Annotated in this window: 15 protein-coding genes; 10 read left to right on the plus strand and 5 right to left on the minus strand. The window is 41.3% G+C overall.

Annotated features, from left to right (window positions below):
• Positions 1 to 17: 17 nt before the first annotated feature.
• From PQO01_RS03235 to PQO01_RS03245, 3 genes are all read right to left on the minus strand, one after another.
• On the minus strand, positions 18 to 740 hold the full coding sequence (locus PQO01_RS03235; RefSeq protein WP_274312608.1) for a type II secretion system protein: 723 nt from the start codon (positions 738 to 740) through the stop codon (positions 18 to 20).
• 172 nt (positions 741 to 912) lie between these two features.
• On the minus strand, positions 913 to 1,905 hold the full coding sequence (locus tag PQO01_RS03240) for a ThuA domain-containing protein (protein ID WP_274312609.1): 993 nt from the start codon (positions 1,903 to 1,905) through the stop codon (positions 913 to 915).
• 124 nt (positions 1,906 to 2,029) lie between these two features.
• Positions 2,030 to 3,733, minus strand: coding sequence for a protein adenylyltransferase SelO (locus PQO01_RS03245; RefSeq protein WP_274312610.1), 1,704 nt, complete (start codon positions 3,731 to 3,733; stop codon positions 2,030 to 2,032).
• Between the two features lie 653 nt (positions 3,734 to 4,386).
• Here PQO01_RS03245 and PQO01_RS03250 point away from each other — a divergent pair.
• The 5 genes from PQO01_RS03250 (at position 4,387) to PQO01_RS03270 (ending at position 11,838) form a co-directional block, all read left to right on the plus strand.
• Complete coding sequence (locus tag PQO01_RS03250) at positions 4,387 to 5,769, plus strand: sulfatase family protein (protein ID WP_274312611.1); 1,383 nt, start codon at positions 4,387 to 4,389, stop codon at positions 5,767 to 5,769.
• A gap of 248 nt (positions 5,770 to 6,017) precedes the next feature.
• Positions 6,018 to 8,861 carry a DUF1592 domain-containing protein gene (locus PQO01_RS03255; protein WP_274312612.1) on the plus strand — a complete coding sequence of 948 codons (2,844 nt, stop codon included), beginning with the start codon at positions 6,018 to 6,020 and terminating at the stop codon, positions 8,859 to 8,861.
• Between the two features lie 11 nt (positions 8,862 to 8,872).
• Entirely contained in the window at positions 8,873 to 10,141 is a 1,269-nt protein-coding gene (locus PQO01_RS03260; RefSeq protein ID WP_274312613.1) for a DUF1552 domain-containing protein, read from the plus strand.
• A gap of 113 nt (positions 10,142 to 10,254) precedes the next feature.
• Entirely contained in the window at positions 10,255 to 10,971 is a 717-nt protein-coding gene (locus PQO01_RS03265; protein ID WP_274312614.1) for a type II secretion system protein, read from the plus strand.
• A 21-nt stretch (positions 10,972 to 10,992) separates the two neighbouring features.
• A complete protein-coding gene (locus PQO01_RS03270; RefSeq protein ID WP_274312615.1) occupies positions 10,993 to 11,838 on the plus strand; it encodes an alpha/beta hydrolase in 846 nt (281 codons plus the stop codon).
• A gap of 151 nt (positions 11,839 to 11,989) precedes the next feature.
• On the opposite strand, the gene PQO01_RS03275 is transcribed toward PQO01_RS03270, so the two are convergent.
• The gene (locus tag PQO01_RS03275; protein WP_274312616.1) at positions 11,990 to 13,384 is read right to left on the minus strand and encodes a DUF1552 domain-containing protein; all 1,395 of its coding nucleotides are present in this window, start codon (positions 13,382 to 13,384) and stop codon (positions 11,990 to 11,992) included.
• A 13-nt stretch (positions 13,385 to 13,397) separates the two neighbouring features.
• Positions 13,398 to 16,106, minus strand: a complete 2,709-nt coding sequence (locus PQO01_RS03280; protein ID WP_274312617.1) for a DUF1592 domain-containing protein — start codon at positions 16,104 to 16,106, stop codon at positions 13,398 to 13,400.
• Between the two features lie 350 nt (positions 16,107 to 16,456).
• Here PQO01_RS03280 and PQO01_RS03285 point away from each other — a divergent pair, with 350 nt between their 5' ends.
• The 5 genes from PQO01_RS03285 to PQO01_RS03305 all read left to right on the plus strand — a co-directional run bounded on the left by PQO01_RS03285 (position 16,457) and on the right by PQO01_RS03305 (position 21,228).
• The gene (locus PQO01_RS03285) at positions 16,457 to 17,221 is read left to right on the plus strand and encodes a prepilin-type N-terminal cleavage/methylation domain-containing protein (protein WP_274312618.1); all 765 of its coding nucleotides are present in this window, start codon (positions 16,457 to 16,459) and stop codon (positions 17,219 to 17,221) included.
• Positions 17,222 to 17,308: 87 nt separating this feature from the next.
• A complete protein-coding gene (locus PQO01_RS03290) occupies positions 17,309 to 18,727 on the plus strand; it encodes a sulfatase (protein WP_274312619.1) in 1,419 nt (472 codons plus the stop codon).
• A 203-nt stretch (positions 18,728 to 18,930) separates the two neighbouring features.
• Positions 18,931 to 20,130 carry an IS1182 family transposase gene (locus tag PQO01_RS03295; RefSeq protein ID WP_274312620.1) on the plus strand — a complete coding sequence of 400 codons (1,200 nt, stop codon included), beginning with the start codon at positions 18,931 to 18,933 and terminating at the stop codon, positions 20,128 to 20,130.
• Positions 20,108 to 20,557, plus strand: a complete 450-nt coding sequence (locus PQO01_RS03300) for a transposase (RefSeq protein WP_274314057.1) — start codon at positions 20,108 to 20,110, stop codon at positions 20,555 to 20,557. The genes PQO01_RS03295 and PQO01_RS03300 overlap by 23 nt, the downstream gene beginning before the upstream one ends.
• A 275-nt stretch (positions 20,558 to 20,832) precedes the next feature.
• Entirely contained in the window at positions 20,833 to 21,228 is a 396-nt protein-coding gene (locus tag PQO01_RS03305; protein ID WP_274312621.1) for a GxxExxY protein, read from the plus strand.
• The last annotated feature ends 239 nt before the right edge of the window (positions 21,229 to 21,467 follow it).

The raw sequence follows: 21,467 nt of genomic DNA on the forward strand, positions 1-21,467 counted from the left end.
GTTGCTATACGAAGGACTTAGTCTAAGTCCCACATGTCTTCGGAGCCTGCAGCAGCAGTCGAGGTGCTGGCTTCATGTAAGTTGCGCACACTTCCATCTGCAGTAGCTAATACTAGAAAACTTGTTTTCTGATGGTAAGAGTGAAAATCTCCGACACCAGAATAATCATAACGGGCACCTGCTTTCCAGCCCTGAGCCCAGGCACCCGCATGCTCATAAACCATAATGGTATTAGAGTGGTTGGCGACTTCGCTTTGTCTTACGGAAACTTTACGCCCCATCAGAGTGTTGTTGACGCTGTAGGTTCTTATTGGTCGTCCATTTGAATCGAAATAATCAATTCCAGACGAAGGGCAGTAATAAATTTGGGATCCATTGGCGGGATCTTCGATTCTATTTGCCTCTGCAACTGCCGTAGTGATGTTGCGGCCATCGTATCTGCCTTCTCCCAAAAGGTCATCCCATGTGGTATTGTTGCTAGTACGACTGTCTCCATGGGGATAATAATCATTATTGTCATCTGGGTACATGAGAATAGCCGTCGAGATATTTTTGAGGTTATTGACACAGACTGATCTCTGGGCATTTCCACGTGCTTTAGAAAGCGAGGGCAAAAGTAGAGAGGCCAAGATGCCGATGATGGCAACAACGACTAAAACTTCTATGAGGGTAAAGTTCTTTAATTTAATTGCGCTTTTGTAAGCTGATTTGAGTGTAACTGATTTAGGATCTTGTCTCATTTTTCACCTGCTTGTCTTTAGAAATAAAGTCTCTTATAAAGAGTCAAACAAGGTGAAAAGTTCAGCGCATCTAAGAAAATGAAAAAAAGTTAAATATTATTCATAGCTTACGCGGGAATGAATAATATTTAACTTTTTATGGAAGTCTAAAACGCCTTCTCTTGGAAGGGTTTTATTTTTTGGGAGCTTTGCGTTTCACTGCACGGATGCGTTTGCCATTTTCATCAAATTTTTGGCGTGCCATCGGTTTTTGTTTATAGAGCTCAGAAGTCGGGAGCGCAATATGCTTAATGTTTTTCTTCTTATCTAGATTTTTGTTTAAATCAGCTTCGGATACTGTACCTGCGGGGACGCCTCCTTTGGGAACTTCCATGCGAGTAGTCCAAACAATGGCATTGAGGACTAGTTGACGGAATTCATCGATGGCCCAATTACGGTGATAGTGACCACCAACGAAACCAATTCCACGGCCACCTTCTTCGGGTTTTGCATCGCGGCACCACATCAGAGCCTGTTCTTTACCAAAGCACTTTTCACCATGCATGTTCCACATATTGATATAGCGAACGATACGCTCGGGACTTGGAGTGGCGACAGCCACGGGACGGCAAGAAGCACATTCATCTTTTGTCGGCCAAACCATGTTAAAGTAAAATTCATCATAGGCAGTGAAAGGCGTAATGCCTCGCGAAATGTCTTCACTTGTTAGGGCTTTGACATCGGCAATCCAGTGAGGGTTCACTGAAATATGGTCATCCATGTAGGCACCAATCCAGTTTTTAAAGTATTTTTCGCCGATCTGTTTACTAGGGTGAACACCGTAATGCATGAACATAATGCCCATGCCATCTTTTTTAACTTTCTTGTCGAGGAATTCGTATTTATCACCAAAACGACCCCCTGCATCAGCGTAAATGACACAGGCATCGACGCCATCAAAAATACTCTCATCTTCGGGCCAACCATAATAATGGACTTTGGCTTCGATTGGCAAACCCGAATTATTGAGTTTATCAGCTAGGATCATGCAACCGGCGCGAAATTCGTGATCGCCACTGCCATGACTAGGCTTGCCCGCAAGGAAAAGGATTTTTTTGTTCTCAGCTTGTAGAAAGCTAGTAAAAATGAATAGGGTGATGAGGAATTTGAACGCGTGCTTTTTCAATGGTAATCTCCGTGATACTGGTTGTTTTAAACTTAATTCGCATTTTTTGTAAAATCTTACATCGATTTTAGCAAAAAAATGCAATTAAATAAAGTCTCAGTCGGATTTTATTAGAAAGCTTTTATCAAGATGAGCAACTGTAGTGCGAGACTCCGCCAGCGTGAAAAAACTCTTTGGGCCTTAAGCGGTAATACTTATCTTCGATCTCTTTAGATTGTTCTTCATAAGGATCGTTGAGTACGTTTTGAAGCTCTTTTACCAATGTGTAATCACCCTGCATAGCTTGTTCGTAAGCGGGAACGATTAACCATTCACGCCAGGTATATTTGGGATTAGTTTCTAGCATTTCCTTGGAGATTTCACTTAAGTCCCCGCTGCGACTTAGGAGCTCGCGCCACTTATCTAACCAGTTTTGCCACTTAGCATCGACTTCAGCTGAGCTCACTTCATAAAAGCTCTTTTTGAGAGTAGAAATATTATCGGGAATATGAGATAACTCACGGAAGAAAATGGTGTAATCCACTTTGGATTCAGTCATGAGCTGCATTAGCTCTTGAAAGAGTTCTAGATTAAATTCACTGAGGCCAAGTTTCTGCGCCCACATCTGCTCCACTTGTACTTTCATTTCAGAGGCGAAATGATGGCGAACTTGATCCAGTTTCTCCAAGGCCTGCTGATCATCTGCCAGAAGAAGTCGAATTGCAGTCCAAAACATATGAAAGTTAGTTTCTGCAGCGACGGGCTGATTGAAGAATTCAAAGTGATTTCCGCCACCCGTCCAAGGCTGGAATTCGGGATCAAAAACTTCACTAAAACCAAAGGGACCGTAATCAAGTGTATAGCCCCCTGCGGGGCAGTTGTCGCTATTAAAATTACCCTGACAAAAACCAACTCGAATCCAGTCGGCAATTAAGCGCGTTAGACGAGATTTAAATAGCTTTGCCAATTCAATGACTTGATCTGTGAAAGGAAGATTTTTATCAATTTCGTCTAAGTATTCTCTCTCAATCAAATGCTCAACGATCATACGCAGTTCTTCAAGAGCTTGGGGATGAGCATTGCTGCGGGCTCGACGGGCAAATAATTCTATCTGACCAACTCGTAAAAAGGATGGAGCGACTCGAGTGGAGATGGCTGCTGGATTATCGACGTAGGTATCCGGATTTAAGGAATTGGAATCTCCAGAATACCAAGGGCGACTGACAGTTTCAGATTTTGATACATAGAGGGTGAGTGATCGCGAAGTCGGAATTCCTAAGGCATGCATGAATTCTTGAGCAAGAAATTCTCGTACACTTGAACGAAGCACGGCACGACCATCTCCACCTCGACAATAAGGAGTGGGACCGCCACCCTTGAGTTGCATTTCCCAACGCTTGCCCTTCGTCACGACTTCAATGATAGAAATGGCGCGGCCATCGCCATAGCCATTTCCCGTTCTAAAAGGACATTGATGAGTGTATTCATTACCATAAATTGATAGGGCATAACCTGTGGCCCAACCATAAGGACGCATGGCTTCTGGTGTAGAGGAGCTATCCCCAGAGAAGAGCTTGATGAAATCTGCATCGTGTGCCAGTTCATCACTTAAAGCAAGTTCTTGAAAAAGACTAGGACTGTGACTGATATATTCAGGGTCAGGTATGGGTGTCGGTTTTACTGGCACAAAATGCCCAGAGAACACTTCTCTAGAATGGTGGTCAATACCATCGCTGCTAGCCTTAGGGTCAGCGTTTAATTTATCCATCAAAGAGTAGTCTGCTAAACGTGCAAACTCATCGAAGCTGTTTATGTAATTGTCGGTCGAAGGTTGAGATGGATTTGGCATGCTAGTGAAACCTTTGCTTACTATTGAATTAATTGTGTTTTAAATATCTGCTAAACACAGGAAATTCAAATTATAATGGCAGTTTATAAGCAGGGTGTGTTATGCAGCGTTCCTTCAGAACGCGTGTGCTTATTAACATATTCCCTAGGGTTGAAGAGACTGTGTGAAAAATAAAGAAATATCTATATTGTCAGGGCTCACCTGTGAGTCCGCTAGAATGTAGCCTGCCCCGTGAGGGGCATGGAAATGGGGTTGGAATTAAGCCAGGGCCCAAACTTGGGTCCGACACACTATGCCGGACTCACATCCGCGAGCCCTCCATTCATTTTATTATCACCTACGTGTGGCTGCACCATACGCTATTGTCTATCGGTGCGCTGCACCTAAAAGAGTATTTTTCACACAGTCTCTAAATCGTGGACTACAGACTTTTTCTCATGTTTGAATGCTCTAGCTGTTATGAAGGCAAGGGAACCTCTACTTATATTATTAGTCCAGTGACGTATCAGTACTTTTGTACTGATCTTATCTCTGGGACCTGTAACAATTGCCGAATTCTTACTGTCTTATATCCACAGTAAATACTAAAATTTTGTTGCGATTCGCAAGCCACCTTGTTTATACAATCAAATTCAATTAAATAGGACCTTTAAATGAAATACTTAATTTTCTTCTTATCATTCATAACGGCACAAACTTTGACTGCCGCGGATAAGCCAAATATTCTCTTTATCTTCACAGATGATTGGGGCTGGGAAGATCTCAGTTGTCATGGTCATCCCTACGTTAAAACACCCCATATTGACCGCCTCGCAGCTGAAGGCACCGATTTTTATCGCTTCACTGTCGCAAGTGGTGTTTGCTCACCAAGTCGCACGGCAGTCGTCACGGGTCATTTCCCCGCACGCTATAGTATTGATGGCCACTTTGCATGGGTTCCTAGCAATGCTAAACGTGGTATGCCTGACTGGCTTTCTCCCAAAGCTCCCATGTTGCAACGCATGCTACAAAAAGCCGGCTATCGAACGGCGCATTTCGGCAAATGGCACTTAGCTAATAATATGATCCCCGATTCTCCACTTCCCTCCGAGTATGGCTACGATGAGTACGGCGCTTTCAACTGTGCTGGTGAACAAATGCCCTATCATGAAGATGCGATGCACACGATCAAGTTCATCGAAAAATCGGTAGCAGAAAACAAGCCTTTCTTTGTCAATCTTTGGATTCACGAACCTCACACTCCCTTTCATACTCAGCCTAAATATGAATGGCGCTTTCAAGATTTATCTGAAAAAGATCGCATCTATGCTTCAGTTCTTTCTCATGCCGATGACCGCATTGGAGAAATCCTCGATGCCCTCGATCGCTTGAAAATCACTGATAATACTCTCGTCATCTTCAGTTCTGATAATGGTCCTGCTCGTGCTAAAAATGATAGTCAGCACAAACTCATGTACGACACTGCCACTGGCGCAGGATGGGACGTGGGGGCTGCCATGGGTATCACGGGTGGTCGTAAGGGCTGGAAAGCTTGCGTTTACGAAGGTGGCATTGGTGTGCCCTTTATTGCTCGCTGGCCCAAAAATATTGCCGCGGGAAAAATCAATAAAGTCTCACCTATTTCCGCCGTTGATTTACTCCCTACTTTTTGTGAACTTGCCGGTGCAGAACTTCCAAAGGGCTACACGCCTGATGGTGTTTCACAAGTCCAGGCACTCATGGGCAACAATAAAGAAACTACTCGCACTAAGCCCCTCTTTTGGAAAATGCCGAACAAAGTTCCTGCGGATAAAGTCGGTGGTTTTCACTGGGTCACTTACGCGGTCATGGATAAAGATTTTAAACTGCTCGCAAATCACGACCTGAAATACTTTGAGCTTTATAACATCGTCAATGATCCCATGGAAAAACAGGATCTTAAAGAAACGAAAACTGAAGTGGCGCAAAAACTACTTAAACAAATTCAAGCTTGGCAAGCAACGCTACCAACAGAACCACAGGGCGATGTTTTCTCTTCATTGAGAAATCAAAAGTAATCACCCTTCGTTTCAAAGAAAAACCTTTAGTCATCCTAAAGGTTTTTCTCTATCAGCCCTCTAGTTTTTAGACAGAGTCTTTTGGGGCTAAAGAGCTTTTAAACAAAGGGCAAGTGAAAAAATTAAAACTTTATTTAGCTCAATTTGATACGCTCGTGTTTTTTCTTTGTTAGTTTTAGTAACAATCCAATAAAAACATTGTCTAAATATTTTATAAGCATGATCATAGACAGGGGCACTTTGAATAAATGATTAAATTTTACTGTCAGCATTGTGAACAAAAATTAAGTGCCACTGAGGAAATTTTTGGTACTAACATTCATTGCCCGGCCTGTAATAATTTAATTTTAGTTCCCGAAGGTCCTAAAGCCCTTTTAAATGAAGATGTGGCCTTAAATCTTCTCAATGAAACTGAAGAAAAAAGTGAATCCAAGGTAAATAAAACCCTGCCTAAATCACAAGAACTTGAAAATGAGACTCCACGAGAAGACCTTGCCAGGATAAGAAAAAAGACTAACAAGTCATTCGCTGCAAAAAACAGCTCTCGTAGCCCGAGAGCAAAATCGCGAGTTTCGCAAACTAAACAAAAAAAGCGACTCTCCCCCATCATCAGCTGCTTGGCTCTTGGGGGATTGATTCTTGGTGGCTTCTTTTTTAAAGATTCCATTTTCAAAAACCCCTCAAAAGATGCGCTAACGAATGCTGAAAATGATCTACAAGTCCTAGCGAACAAATTCAACTCCACACATTTTTCAAAAGATGAACTCTTAGCGCAAAAAGATATCATCATGAAAATCAAACCCTTCATGGAGGCCTACTGCTTTGAGTGCCACAATGAAGAAAAACAAAAGGGTGAAATACGTCTCGATAATATCGATTTCAAAATGACCCAACACGATTCTATTTACATGTGGCAGGATATCCTCGATGTCCTCAATGTCGGCGAAATGCCTCCCAAAAAGAGTACTCAACCTCATACAAATGAGCTCTCCAATAGCATATCTTTAATTACCGAGCAACTTCTCTTGGCTCGTAAAAGACTCTCTTCGACAGGTGGAGTCATTGCCATGCGTCACCTCAACAAAAGAGAGTATTATGGCAGTGTCGAAGATTTAATCGGATTCAAATTATTAGATCATTACTTAGATGATGACCTTAGTCCACGTTTCGATACCAATGGCTCCGACCAATTTTTTTCCTCGCGGAACTACGAAACTTATATGAACGTGGGGAAAAGCATCATGAAAGAGGCTTTGAAAGTTTATGCGAGTAGTAACAAAGCTACAAAATCTAGATTTCAACCAGCTAAGCGCGCCTACGATCGCCAGAAAAAATCTTTGCAGAAACTAGAAAAGACCATGGCACTCATTGAGTCTGGGGCTTCCATAGAAAAAATAGGTCTTGGTGATGCGGGCCAAGTCAAGTTATTTACAAAACGTTATAAAAATGCTGTTGCAGGACCGACAAAATACCTTGCTCTAGATCAACATAAAACTGGTGTCACGAGTGAATTTACCCCTCGTTTTGGACGCTCTTTCCCCCTCAAGCCTGGGGCAAAATATATTTATCGCATTCACGCGAGTAGCAAAAACGACGCCTCCTTAAAAGTGTATGCCAAAGATAAAATGATTGGCACTTTAGATCTGAAAGCCTCAACTAAACCGCAAACATATGAATTCTCATTTAGTACGGATATACTCGATCCAAGGCCTCGTGTGGGATTTGATATGGGCCATTTCAAAGGGATTTATGTTGAATACGAAGAAATTGAAGGCCCTTTTGAAAGCCAAACTTCTTTTGCCGAAAACTTACTTCGTCCCCTAGTCAAAAAGAAAACAATCAATGACTTTGAGCTACGCCAAACCTTAACTAGCTTTGCCCAACGCGCCTTCCGCTACCAAGAGTATGATGAGGAGTTTATCAATGCTCTTGTTGCCATCTATCAATCTGGAATTGTTGCAAAAAAAAGTCAAATAGACGCCCTCGCCACACCACTTGCGATGATTCTTTCATCACCTTCTTTTCTCTACATCAAAGAATCGGGCTCAAGTCAAAGAACTGAACTTAAGCAAAATGAATTTGCCATCCGCATGGCCTACTTTTTATGGGGTGCACCTCCTGACGAAGAACTCTACCAACTCGCCCACAGCAACAAACTCTACAATGCCAACATTTTGAAAGCTCAATTTAATCGCATGATTCAATCGCCAAAAGCTCACGGTTTCTTGGAAAGTTTTATCAATCAATGGATAGGTATGAGCCGTTACGATGAAGTCGATTTACCCAATAAACTTCTTGGTGATTTTCAAAAATCTGCACGGCGTGAGCTCGGTGAATTCTTTAAAGTTCTCGTGCAAGAAAACTTGCCCTTAGACAACTTGATTGATTCTGATTTTATCGTCGTTAATAAAACCTTGGCCGATTACTACAAGATCAAAGGAGATATATCCGACTTTCAAAAAGTTGCGCTCCCCGCAAATAACCCTCGCGGAGGCCTTCTAGGTCAAGCTGCCTTCCATATTATGGGAAGTGCGGCGGAACGTACATCCCCCTCCATCCGTGGCACTCTGATTCGCGAAACCTTACTCCACAATCCACCGCCACCGCCACCGGCAAATGTCCCCGAAATTGATAATACTCGAAAAGGCGATTTCACTGTTCGAGACTTAGTCAAACACCATCAATCCCTTGCTCAATGTGCTTCCTGTCATGCAAAAATTGACCCCGTGGGCCTCGCTTTGGAGAACTTTGATTATTTGGGAAAATGGCGAGATCATGAAATCATTGGGCAAGAAAAAAGAGGCCGTAAGAAAAGCAAAGGCAAAAAATTAGCCATTGATGCTAGCGGCTACATTTCCAAAAATGAACAATTCCAAGACTTAAATGGCTTCAAAAACGCACTCATGAATAATAAAAATAAACTCGCCGAGTCACTTTACTCCGCCATGCTTGCCTATGGAATTGGCCGTGAAATCGAGTTCATTGATGAAGATGAAATCGATAAAAACCTCAACTCCCTTAGCGCGACTAACTACCCCGCACGCGACATGATTTTTCAGCTCATTAATTCACAGACTTTTAGGACTAAATAGGAGAAATATAAATGAATCAGATCACACAATTTTCTAGACGTTCTTTTCTTCAGTCCGCAACGGCCTTGCTCGCGCTACCCCAGCTCGAGACCTTTGCTAACAAGAGTTCTTCCAAAGAAATCAAACGCATGATCTTTCTGGGTCAGGGCTATGGCTTTGTGGGCAAATCCTTTTTCCCTAGTACAGCAGGAAAATTTTCCGAAATTGGTCTAACTGAAGGTATGGCACCCCTAAAAAAACATCAAAATGATATCTCCATCTTAGGGAACCTAGAAAACATAGGGGCGACTAATCCCCATCAAGGAAGTCTCACTTTTTTGACTGGTGCATCCTATGCCAACCCCAGAGGCTTTAAAAACACCGTTTCCTGCGATCAGATAGCTGCGAGTCAGCTCTGTCAGGACACGCGTTATAGCAGCCTAACTTTGTCCACCAAAGAACGCGCCAGCGGACATGGTTCTGGTGTGCGTTCCATGGCTTGGAACTTCCATGGCAAACCCATCAGTGGACTCGAAAGCTCGCTGGAATTATACAATAAACTCTTTTCTGCTAACGAAACTAAAGAGCAAATTTTAGCACGCATCAAAGAAGAGCGCAGTATTCTTGATGCCATGAAAGTCAATATCACTTCAATGAATCGCAATTTAGCAAAAAATGATCAAGAAAAACTCGATGAATACTTCCAATCCATCCGCCATATCGAACTCGGATTAAAAAAACAGATTGAATGGTCCAGTGTCCCCAAACCCAAAGCTAATTTCAAGCACCCCAAAGAACTGGATGGTGAAGCGGAAGTCAAACTGATGTTTGATATGATCTGTCTGGCTCTACAAAGCGACCAAACTCGCGTTATCACATACATGATGCCCTCGCAGTCAGTACTTAGCAGCATGGGCCTCAGCGTTCCCGTCCATAGTTTATCTCACTACAATATCTCGCCTGAAAGAGAAGTTTGGGCAAAACAAAGAGATCACAAATGCATGGAGTTGCTCGGCTATTTCATCGACAAACTCAAAAGCACCAAAGATAAAAACGGCCTCAATCTCTACGACACGAGTGTGCTTGCTTACGGATCTAATATTCGCAATACTCATACAATCAAAGATTTTCCCGTCATTCTTTCTGGTGGAGGCATTAAAAAATTACGCCTTGGCGAAAGTTTAAAACTCCCCAAAGCCACCCCTCTACAAAACGTCTGGCTGACTTTACTTCAAGAAACGGGACTCCCCGTCAAGAGCTTTAGTTCCAGCACAGGAACTGTTAAAGAGATTCTTTCATAAAGAGGGAATAAGTTAAGGACTTTTTTCTATCCCATAGATGCGCAGAGTATTTCATCTTGTTTAATTCCCTAAATAACCCGAGTTCACAGATCTGATTTAAGGAAAAACACCAGATGTTTACTTCTGCAAATATAAACAGAAAACTATTGACCCGAAAGCCTTCCAAAGTATTCACTTTGATTGAACTTCTCGTTGTCATTGCCATAATTGGCATCCTCGCTTCTTTGCTCCTTCCCAGCTTATCTAAGGCCAGAAAGAAAGCAGTTCAAACCTCATGTCTAAATAACCTCAAGCAAAATGGCATTGGTATAAGTTTATACTCCGAAGATAACGATGGGCATTCACCTGCGACAATAATTGCCGGCAAACGATGGTCATCCTATCTTTTTGAGGATAATTACCTTCCAACACCTACAGCTGGTAATTCTAGCTTTTTCTTATGTCCATCAGCTACTCCAGATACATGGCAAAGTACGAATGGCAATGCCTACACTTACGGCATGAAAGATTGGCAAAACAGAACCGCAGGTTCTAGTGTAAGTGGGCTCGTCGTAGATCAAGGTTGGACGGGTGCTGAAAGAACATGGATTCTCAATGAAATAGTAGATCCCGTAAATTTTCAATTTGTTTCAGATAGTTATCACACGACTCAACAAAAACAATTTTATGCCACCATTCCCTTTTCAACTACTTTAGTTATTCCCACTTGGTATCATACGCAAAATAAAGTGAATGGCCTATTTGTCGATGGCCACGCAGCAGCTTCCACTCGAGCACAAATCATAAATAATTATAATTTCCACGAAGACTCAGTTCTCGTCGGTCCTTAAATCTCTCACTAACATACATATATGAAATTCACTTATACCGTTTCTAGCCTTTTACTCCTCCTGATTTTATCTGCTCAAACTTTTGCTAATTCCGCAGAATCTATCGTTCGCCTCTGGCCCATCGAAAAAGTTGGTGGTGAAGAAAATCGTCTCAAGTTAGAGTTTCGCGATCGCCGGGGAAATCCGCAACTCTGTGGAGTTAAAGACCCCTACCTCACTGTTTATCCAACTAAAAAAACAGACAAGCCAGCAGTAGCACTCATCTACAACCCTGGTGGAGCTTACAAAATCCTAGGTATTCCCACAAAAGAACATATTCAAAAATGGAATGACCTGGGCATCACTGTATTTGTTCATCGCTACTCCATTCCCGATCAGCCTGATAAGGCTTTCCAAGATCTTCAAAGAGCGGTTCGCCTCGTGCGCTTCAATGCCAAAAAGTGGAATATTGACCCCAATAAGATCGGAGTGCTTGGGAATTCCGCTGGTGGCCACCTCTCCGCTCGACTCAGTCAAAATTACGATCAGAAAAGTTATGAAGATATCGATGAAGCCGACCAGCTTTCCTGCGAGCCCAATTTCCTTATCCTCCAGTGTGCCGCCTATTTTCACGGTCGCCCCTTCGGCAAAGAAATGGATACAAAAACCTTTCCCTTTAAAAATAAAATTACACCCACTTTCCTCACTTATTCCAAAGACGATAAATTCTATGCTGGTGGTGCGGATTACGCTGAGCGTCTATCTGCAGCTGGTACATCTGTGCATATGAAAACCTTCGAAAAAGGTGGTCATGGCATGAAAAATTGCGATTGGATCACTCAAGCACAAAAATGGCTTAAAGATCAAAAAATCATTGAGGGGAAATAATTAAGTATTTTCTTCCTGTGCGACTTCATTCTTAATTATTCATGCTGAGGTCGCTATAACCCCAAGACTTTAGCATTCCTTATCTCCGTTTAGATAAGGAACATATAAAGCTTAATTAAAACTTCATCTGAATAAGCTGATTTAAGTTCCCTTAAACTCGGCTTAAAGCACCTTTATAGCCAGCGAACTCATCGGTCGGGACACCAAGTTTTTGAAGAACTGTAACAAAGAGATGAGCTAAAGGCTCTTCTTCAACAGAAACCTCAGATTTAAATGCTGCATCAGAAGTCTGCCCTGCACCAGCCTGATTATCTTCATTCCCCTTACCAAATTTTAGGTAACGTCCATTCTTAAAACCAAGCTTTGCGCCCCCCGCAGAAATAATCGGGTAATTGCGGGAGAGGTGGAAACTACTAGATGCGGAACCATGCATAGCAAGAGTATTGTCCAGCATATTTCCCTCACCATTAACTTCGGGCGTATCTTTTAATTTTTGCACAAAGCGACCAAACTCTTCCTGTTGGAAGCGATTATAAAGGCCTAAATTTTTCCAACCACCTGGTTTTTTCACATCATGCGTCAATGAGTGAGCATTTTTAAAACCCACTGCCTGAGCTAATAAGTCATGAGGTCCTTCACCGTTTTCACGGCCCATTTGATAAGTAATGACTCGCGTCGAATCATTTAAGAAGGCCAAGTACATGAGCTCATACATAGTTTGCAAATAAAGACGCGGCCCCTTAACGGGATCAATATCTAAATTTAAATGACTCCCGTCTACTTTTGGCATCGGTTTATCAATCCACTTCTGCGCTTTCAAAAGTTTGACTTCAGTGTCGCGCACAGCATCCAAATACTGATCGAGAGTCTGACGATCATGTTTAGAAAGTTTTTTCTCCATGGACTTAGTACTCGCGATCAAGTAGTCTAAAGAACTTTTACTACGCGCCAGTTTATCACGAGCTTCTTTGCCCTGAGTAATAAATAGTGAATCAAAAATCTGCTTGGGTTTATTCATCGCCGGAATAGCTCGTCCCTGCTGATTATAGGATTGAGTATGACTGCCACGTGGTGCACCCGTGCCGCCATTAGTCGACAATACTAAAGAGGAATGGCGTGTTTGTTCACCAATAAAGTTGGCATAGACCTGATCGACAGAAATTGAATTTTTATAAGGCCCAAAGCCACCAACTGGAGCGCCAGTTAAATACTGATCGGCGTTTGAGTGACCATGAACATTTCGGGCTGCAGGATGTGACAAGCCTGAATAAATAGTTATATCCTGTCGAAGCGGTTCTAAAACATCTAAAACTTTACTCAATCGAAAATCTTTTTCTCCACCTTGCGGAAACCAACTCCAGTCTTCCCAGGCAGGATCGGTTTTTAAGGGCAAGCCCACACCATCTGGATGGTACACACTCAAAAAGCGCTTGGGAGCACTGATATTTGTCTTCGCTGCAAAAGTCTCGAACCAAGGAAGCGACAGAGCTATACCTGCCCCTTGTAAAAACGTTCTACGATTCAATCCATGAAATTTTTTATCCATTTTCAACTCCAATTCAATTCTTATAAAATAGTTTACTGTTGGCGATTATATAAATCATATCTCGCAGGCCATCACCTTGTTGACGAAGATTACGGCTAATTTTTTCAAGTTCTGTTTTGTCACTAAAGCTTAAGGGGCGCCCCAAAGCATAAGAAGCCATTTTGTGCACCATGGCCTTCGTAAATTGATCCTGGCGATCCGATAACAAATAAGCCTTGAGTCCCTTAATGCCGTCAAGTTTTTGTTTATTAAAGAGGTATGCACTGGCATCGACAGCTTTGTTCTGCTCCTTGTAAACAGTGCGAAATTGACCTAGGGCATCATAGTTTTCAAGGGCTATACCCCAAGGGTCGATTTTGGCGTGACAAGAACGGCAAGCATCATTATTACGATGATCCTCCATGCGCTCTTTTAAGGTCATTTGCAAAATCTTAGGATCCGTAAGATCCACTTCCGGTACATTTGGTGGAGCTGGTGGCGGCGGATCATGCAAAACATTTTCCAAAAGCCAGATGCCGCGCTTCAGTGGGTTGGAGTCTTTACCATTGCCATTCATCGTCAATAGTCCCGAAGCCGTCAACAGGCCTCCTCGTAAGGGATTATTAGCCAATGAAACTCGGCGAAAATGCTCACCATAGACATTTTGAATTCCATAGTGCTTAGCTAAACGTTCATTGAGCATGAGGTAATCAGAATGTAAAAAATCCATGATGCTGGAATTCGTCTGAAGTACTTCTTTGAAAAACTCAATCACTTCACTGCTCATGTCTTCTTTTAAATCATCCTTATAAGATGGATAGACTTTTTTATCAATGACAAGGTTATTTAAACCCTCTAAGCCCAACCATTCCTCAGTAAAAGTATTGACAAAGCGCTCTGCTCGAGGATCTTTGAGCATACGTTCAATTTGAGTATTAAGGTTTTTATTCTCTTTAAGTTTCCCGGATTTCCCTAGTTCAATTAACTCTTTATCCGGTAGACTTAACCAAAGGAAATGAGCTAAACGATGCGCAAGAGCGATACCATCTAACTCCCCATCATTTTCCCCAGCTAATTGGCTTTGGCTAATGTACAAAAATTCAGGTGAAGCCAAAACTGTTGCTAATACTTCTAGAACCGCGTCTTCAAAATCACCCGATTGAGGGCGGAAAGTCTTGAACAGTCCCATTAAATCCGATAGTTCATCGTCATTAAGGCTGCGAACCCAGGCTTTTTCGGCAAAGTTCTTAATCACTTCGCTAGCGTAAATTAGTTCCTCTCCCTTATGATCACTAGCAATAAAAATATCCTGATGCGATTGTGGTGGCCATTGTTCGTAAACGGGTGCTTGTATCTCGATATAATCGATGTAGAGCTGCGCAGGACTATTGCCCATATGTTTCAGTGTCAAAACTTCCGAGGGCGTTGGTGTCTCTCCCAGTTTTGCCGTTCTCAAAAAGGGATTTCTGGGCATTTCACTTAAAGCAATATCATACTCAATAAACTTGGGTTTATCCTTGGATCCATGGACGAGCAAATTGTCTTTAGTCGCACGCTTAAGGAAGCTGGCATTATTACTGGTCTGGCCACCAAACAAAAGCTGTAAACTGGAGTACTGATTTTCTTTAATCTCACTGCGACCAACACTAACTTTCACCCGCATATTTCCTTTATCCGGTAAAAAATTGCCAATATCCAACTTCATTTCGTGCCCCCAGGGAATGATCGCACGAATATCTGTTGGCTTTAGCTCTGGCTTCGTTTCACTAGGACGCAATAACCATCTGGCTTTGGTGTAACCATAACGATAAGCCCAGCCTTTGCCTGTTTCTGTATCTAAGACATGCACGCCCCTTGCATCATTGACTTTATTTTTACTAAGGTCAATTCCCACAACTTCCTCTTTTAATAAATCTTCTGCAGCCTTGACTTTGCCTTCTTTCTTCAGCTTATCAGCTTGCTTGTTGATCTGCTTTTTGGCCGAGCCCATCATATTCTTTTTACTTAAGGCCATCAACTCAGGCATGCTTATGTAATAGCTTACTGCTTCTGGACGATCACCTTTTACAGTCACTTTCTTCAAAGCACGAAGTCCCAGCTCATGATAAGTTTGAAACTGCATTGCCGTCATTTTTAAATGTTCAGAGCTATTGGAAAAACCATCTTCGGAAAGTGTTTCTGGTGGTAAATCATCGGCAAAATCAAAGTCCACACCAAATAAATCCTGCAAAGCATAATTGTATTCCACTTTCGTCATACGGCGAAAGGAGCTGTGATCTTGCCCCGATTTTTTAAGTTGCGAAGCCTTATTCATCTCCTCGCCAAGCCAATCAACGATGAGGCTTCTTTTTTTTCCATCTAAATGATAATCAGGCTCATCTTCCGGGGGCATTTCTTCGTTAGTTAAAACATCGAAAACTTCTAGCCATTCATTGATGTGCTTTCCCTTCAGTAAATCTGGGTCCAAAGTATCAACTCTAAAGCGACCTTTAGACTTTTTGGGACCATGGCAATCCAAGCAGTTTTCTTGAAGAATGGGATAAACACTCTTTTTATACCCTTTTGTATCAGCCGAGATTGTTTTATTTTGATAATTGATTTTCTTAACATCGCTCTCAAGTAGCTTGGAATGCTTTCTACCTTGTGCCCTCAATTCTTGAAGATTAACAAGCAGATCGCTTGCCTGTGTGGCAAAACTCAACGTTACGAATATTAAACAAATCTGTATTTTATTAAAAATCATTTTCTACCTAATTGTTGATCTACTTGATAGTTAACATATAAAAATCTTGAACGCATCATGCTAAGCAAAAAAAACTAAGGAATTCCTAAAAAACACAAAAATATGCTTAAATAGCACAACAGACTATATTACAAAACCTAGTAAAGATCTTCATCTTTTTCAATAAAAAAAGTGCTCACCATAAAAGCTTATAAAATCAGCTCACGAACTCATCACCACCTTCATTTAACAAGAAAACACCACAAGTTTTTTCATTTCCTTAGATGCACTCCGTAAATTGATTTGTTTATCTCTAAAAAGAATCGCTTTCAATAGCCTTAGTTGAATTGAAGAATTTGAGGAGAATACAGATGAAAAAAGATCTTAAGATTTTAGCATTTAGGAAGGGATTCACTTTAATTGAAGTCCTTGTCGTCGTAGCCATCATTGGCATATTAGCAAGCTTACTTTTACCTGTATTAAGTAGTGCTAGAGCAAAGTCAAAACAAGCTGTTTGTATGAGTCAATTAAAACAACTGGGAATTGCTCTCTATAATTATCTTGATGATAATGATGCTTACTTCCCTTATACACGGAAGGTTAGCAACAATGATATTGTAACTTGGGATGACCTGATCTCAGGTTATGATGGCCGTGATCCAATGACTTTTAGTGAAATGAAGTTAGCCGTTATCACCGCCGATCAAGATAGTGAATTATATCGCTGCCCTGCCGATGATATCGCAGGGCATAATGGCAATATAAAACGCTCATATGCTATCTCCATGCTGAGAAATAATGATAATATCAGACCTGGTATTTCCGGTGGTCAAAACCAAGCCTACGAGGTCTCCCGTCAAATCACTGCGATAAGTGCGCCCTCAGAAACTATCCTTCTTAGTGAAAATTTTAATAAAATTAATCGCATTGGATCACACTACGGCTCAATAGATGGCGCTGGTCATTATGGTATAGCATCAAATAATACTGCCAATAGTCCCATACCCCATTTACAGAAATTTAACTATTTGTTTACTGATGGCCATGTGGCTATTTTAACGTATTATAACACCCTTCTTGGTGAATCTCCTATCACTTCTGATGCACGCAACACCATGTGGGATGCAGGTAGATAAAGCTCGCGTTCAATCCCTTGACATACTCACATTTCACCGCCCATTTACTGTAAAAAAACCTCCTGTAATTATTCATAATGGATACTAATGAAATACTTCACCTTAATTTTCATCTTTCTTTTTAGCCTCAATATTTTTGCGACTGATAAACCTAATTTTCTTTTCATTCTCGTGGATGACCTCGGTCGACAAGACTTAAATTGCTATGGCAGTGAATTTCACGAGACGCCTCATATCAATAAGTTGGCAAAAGAAGGTGTACTATTTAGCGATGCCTATGCCGCTAGTCCCGTTTGCTCCCCCACTCGTGCCAGTATTCAAACGGGAAAATATCCTTCTCGCATCAATTTCACTCGTGCCACACCGACTCATAACTTGCCCTACGAAGAAACGACTCTGGCCGAAGCATTGAAAGAAGCCGGCTACAAAACGGCCCATATGGGTAAATGGCACCTGCGCCTCTACAAAGAAAAAGGCGATACACACCTCCCTCAGGAACATGGTTTTGATATCAATATTGCGGGTCATTCTGCAGGCCAGCCCGCTTCCTTTTTCTACCCCTATAAAGCCAAAGCTACAAAGTACGAAAAAAATAATGTCCCCCACATGGAAGATGGCAAAGAAGGTGATTACCTCACCGATGTGCTAACGACAAAAGCCATTGATTTCATGAATGATCACAAAGATCAGCCCTTTTATCTCAACCTCTGTTACTACACCGTTCATACTCCCGTAACAGGCAAAAAAGACAAAATTAAAAAGTACGAGAACAAACTTAAAGCTATGGGAACACAGCAATCTGCTGGTGCCGTCCAGGACTATGCGACCTTCGCAAGAAAAAAACAAGATAACGCCGAATACGCCGCCATGGTGGAAAGCATGGACGAAAACATTGGCCGCCTCAATGATTTCCTTAAAGAATCTGGACTCGATCAAAATACTGTAGTGATTTTTACTTCCGATAATGGCGGACTTTCCACTCACAAAAGTAATAAAGGCGGAGTCACTTCCAGCTTCCCCTTCCGCGGTGGCAAAGCCTGGGTTTACGAAGGAGGTATTCGCGAGCCCCTTATCATCAAATGGCCTGGAATTACAAAGGCAAGAAGCGAAATCACCACTCCCGTTATTAGTACGGATTTTTATCCCACCATGCTCGAAATGGCTGGCCTCCCACTCAGACCTAAGCAACACTTGGATGGTTTAAGCCTGGTATCACTTCTCAAGGGCCAAAGCAAAAGCCTCGATCGCGAAGATCTGCACTTCCATTTTCCCCACGATCATACCGTCAATGGCATGGGGGCTTCTGCAGCCATTCGCTCAGGCAATTACAAACTCGTCGAACGCTTTGCCGATGGCAAACTCGAGCTCTTTAATTTAAAAAATGACCCTGCTGAGAGCAAAGACTTATCATCTCAACTCCCTGAAATCACTAAAGAACTTCACAAAAAAATGAGGCTATGGCGCCAAGAAACAAATTCCATGATGCCGAAAGCGAAAAAGAAATAAGCTTGAGTTTTACTCCCACACGGTAAACCGTGAACTACATGCCTTTCTTCCTAATAGAGGCTTTAGACTGTTCTCTCACACGGTAAACGGAACTACATGCCTTTGTTCGTAGTACAGGCTTTAGAGGCTGTGTGAAAAACAAACACAACTTTAATACTAATATATACATGGTATTTTATATTAGTATTAATTAGGAGAACAAAATGAACTTGATACAAGGTGATGATCGGAGAGAAAGTATTTTCTTTCCTCAATGCCTAGATGATTACATTGACTCGGATAGTGAAGTACGGATAATTGATCATTTTGTTGACTCTCTCAATTTAAGGGAGTGTGGTTTTAAATTTCCCAAAGAAGATCCGCAGGGACGTGGTCGCGCGGCTTATAATCCTGCGGATTTACTGAAACTTTTTATTTACGGATATTTCAATGGTGTTCGTTCAGGGCGCAAACTGGAAAAAAACTGTCACATTAATCTCGAATTGATATGGCTGTTAAAGCGCTTGAAACCTGATTTTAAAACTATTTGCGACTTTCGCAAAAACAATCGAAAAGCTTTTAAACAAGCAACAGCTCAATTCACATTATTATGCCGTGAATTAAAGCTCATTGCAGGGGAAACAATTGCTGTCGACGGAACAATAATAAAAGCCTCAAATAATATTTCTAAAAGCTGGAGCTCAAATAAGCTTGAGAAGAACTTGAAGGAAAATGAAGATCTAGTCGAACGCTACCTTAAAGAACTTGAGAAGTTGGATGATGATCCCGCACCAGATAAAAACCAACGTAAGGAAGATATAGAGCACAAGTTGGAATATAGACAGCGGGAAAAAGAAAGACTCAGTGCACTTAAAAAGTCTTTGGATGAATCCCCTAATAATCATCTTTCTTTAACTGACACAGATAGTAAATCAATCCATAAAAGAGGCAGGTCCTCTGTAGGATATAATGTTCAAACGTCTGTTGATAGTCTTCATAAGCTCATAGTATGCTGTGAAGTCACGGACAAAGTCAATGATTTAGGACTTCTTGCTCCAATGGCTAAAAAAACAAAAAAATTACTGAACCTAAAAGAACCATGTAATCTTCCTGCGGATTCTGGTTACTATGTCTTAGATGATCTGAAGGATTGCGAAGATATGGGGATGATCCCCTACTTACCGACAGTTAATAAGTCATCAAATGTACAACAAGGAATGTATGGGAAAGAAGCCTTTATTTATGATCCTCAAAAAGATACTTATCTGTGCCCCAATAAAAGTACTTTAAAGAAAATTAGAACTACATCCCAAAGAGGCCGATTATTTAATCAATATGCTAACAAAAGTGCATGTGAAACCTGTTCGATAAAGCACCGTTGTACGAAAGCAAAAAAAACGCATTTTATCACGTTGGGAGCATGAGCAATATCAAGAACGAGCAACACAAAGGATTCTCGAAAACAAAGAGATGATGGCAACACGTAAAGGAACTGTTGAGCACCCATATGGGACAATTAAAACTCAGTTTCTTACCAATGGTTTTTTAGTTCGCGGTAAGGAAATGGTCCAGGCTGAATGCTCGCTTGCACATTTGGCCTATAATTTGAAACGAGTTCTAAACATTATGAAATTTGATGACTTGATGAAAATCCTTGACGAAAAGATGAGTACATATTGCAAATTAATGGCCTTATCAAAGTATAATAAATACATTACCTTCGCTTTGGAGATTATTTTTGATAAATGTACAACACAATTCATGTGCTCTACAAAATTTAGCCGGGATGAAGTACGGCGCTTGTTTTTCACACAGCCTCTTTATCGTGTGAGGGGCCAAGCTAAAGCTTAAATCTATGACTTTAAATACTATTTCTCGCGAAGGCGCCAAGTCGCGAAGTTAACGGTAAAAATTATTAAGGGTGTTTTATATGGGTTTAGAGCACTTGTTACTTTATTAAGTCCTAGAGCTATTGAGGAGGATAAAAAACTTATATATCTTAGCGCCTTGGCGAGAGCCTGCTTTTCTAGCTCGGCCCCGAAGTGATTGATGAAAAATTAATGAATTTCCCCAGGTAATATTTCTCGCGAAGGCGCCAAGCCGCGAAGTTAGAGGTGATATAATTAATGGGGTTTGATATGGATTTAGAACTGTTAGGTAAAGAACTTGTTGATTCGGCTTATAAAGTTCACACAGAGTTGGGGCCAGGTCTATTAGAATCAGTTTATGAAGTGAGTTTAAGTTACGAATTGGCTAGGCGTGGTTTCAAGGTGCAGAGGCAAGTACCCATGAAAATCAAATACGAAGATATATATTTTGATGAGGGCTTCAGAGCAGATATTATTATCAATGATTTAGTGATTATTGAACTAAAATCAGTTGAGAAGCTTCATCCAGTACATAAAAAACAACTCTTAACATATTTAAAGTTGACTGGCAGGAATTTAGGTTTTTTGATCAATTTTGGGGAGGTTCTTATTAAAAATGGAATTATTCGAATTGTAAATAATTACCAAGAATAATACGGGGACTAGAATTCCCATACATATCCTGATCTGAGACTAGTGAATTTGGGGTGATAATATTTCTCGCGAAGGCGCCAAGTCGCGAAGTTAACGGTGAAATTATTAATTGAGTTTGATATGGGTTTAGAGTACTTGTTGTTTTATTGAGTCCTAGAGGTATTTAGGAAGATAAAAAACTTAGATATCTTAGCGCCTTGGCGAGAACCTATTCTTTTTACCAGCACCAACGAAGTGAT

It is taken from the genome of Lentisphaera marina (assembly GCF_028745505.1).
GTDB classification, from domain to species: domain Bacteria; phylum Verrucomicrobiota; class Lentisphaeria; order Lentisphaerales; family Lentisphaeraceae; genus Lentisphaera; species Lentisphaera marina.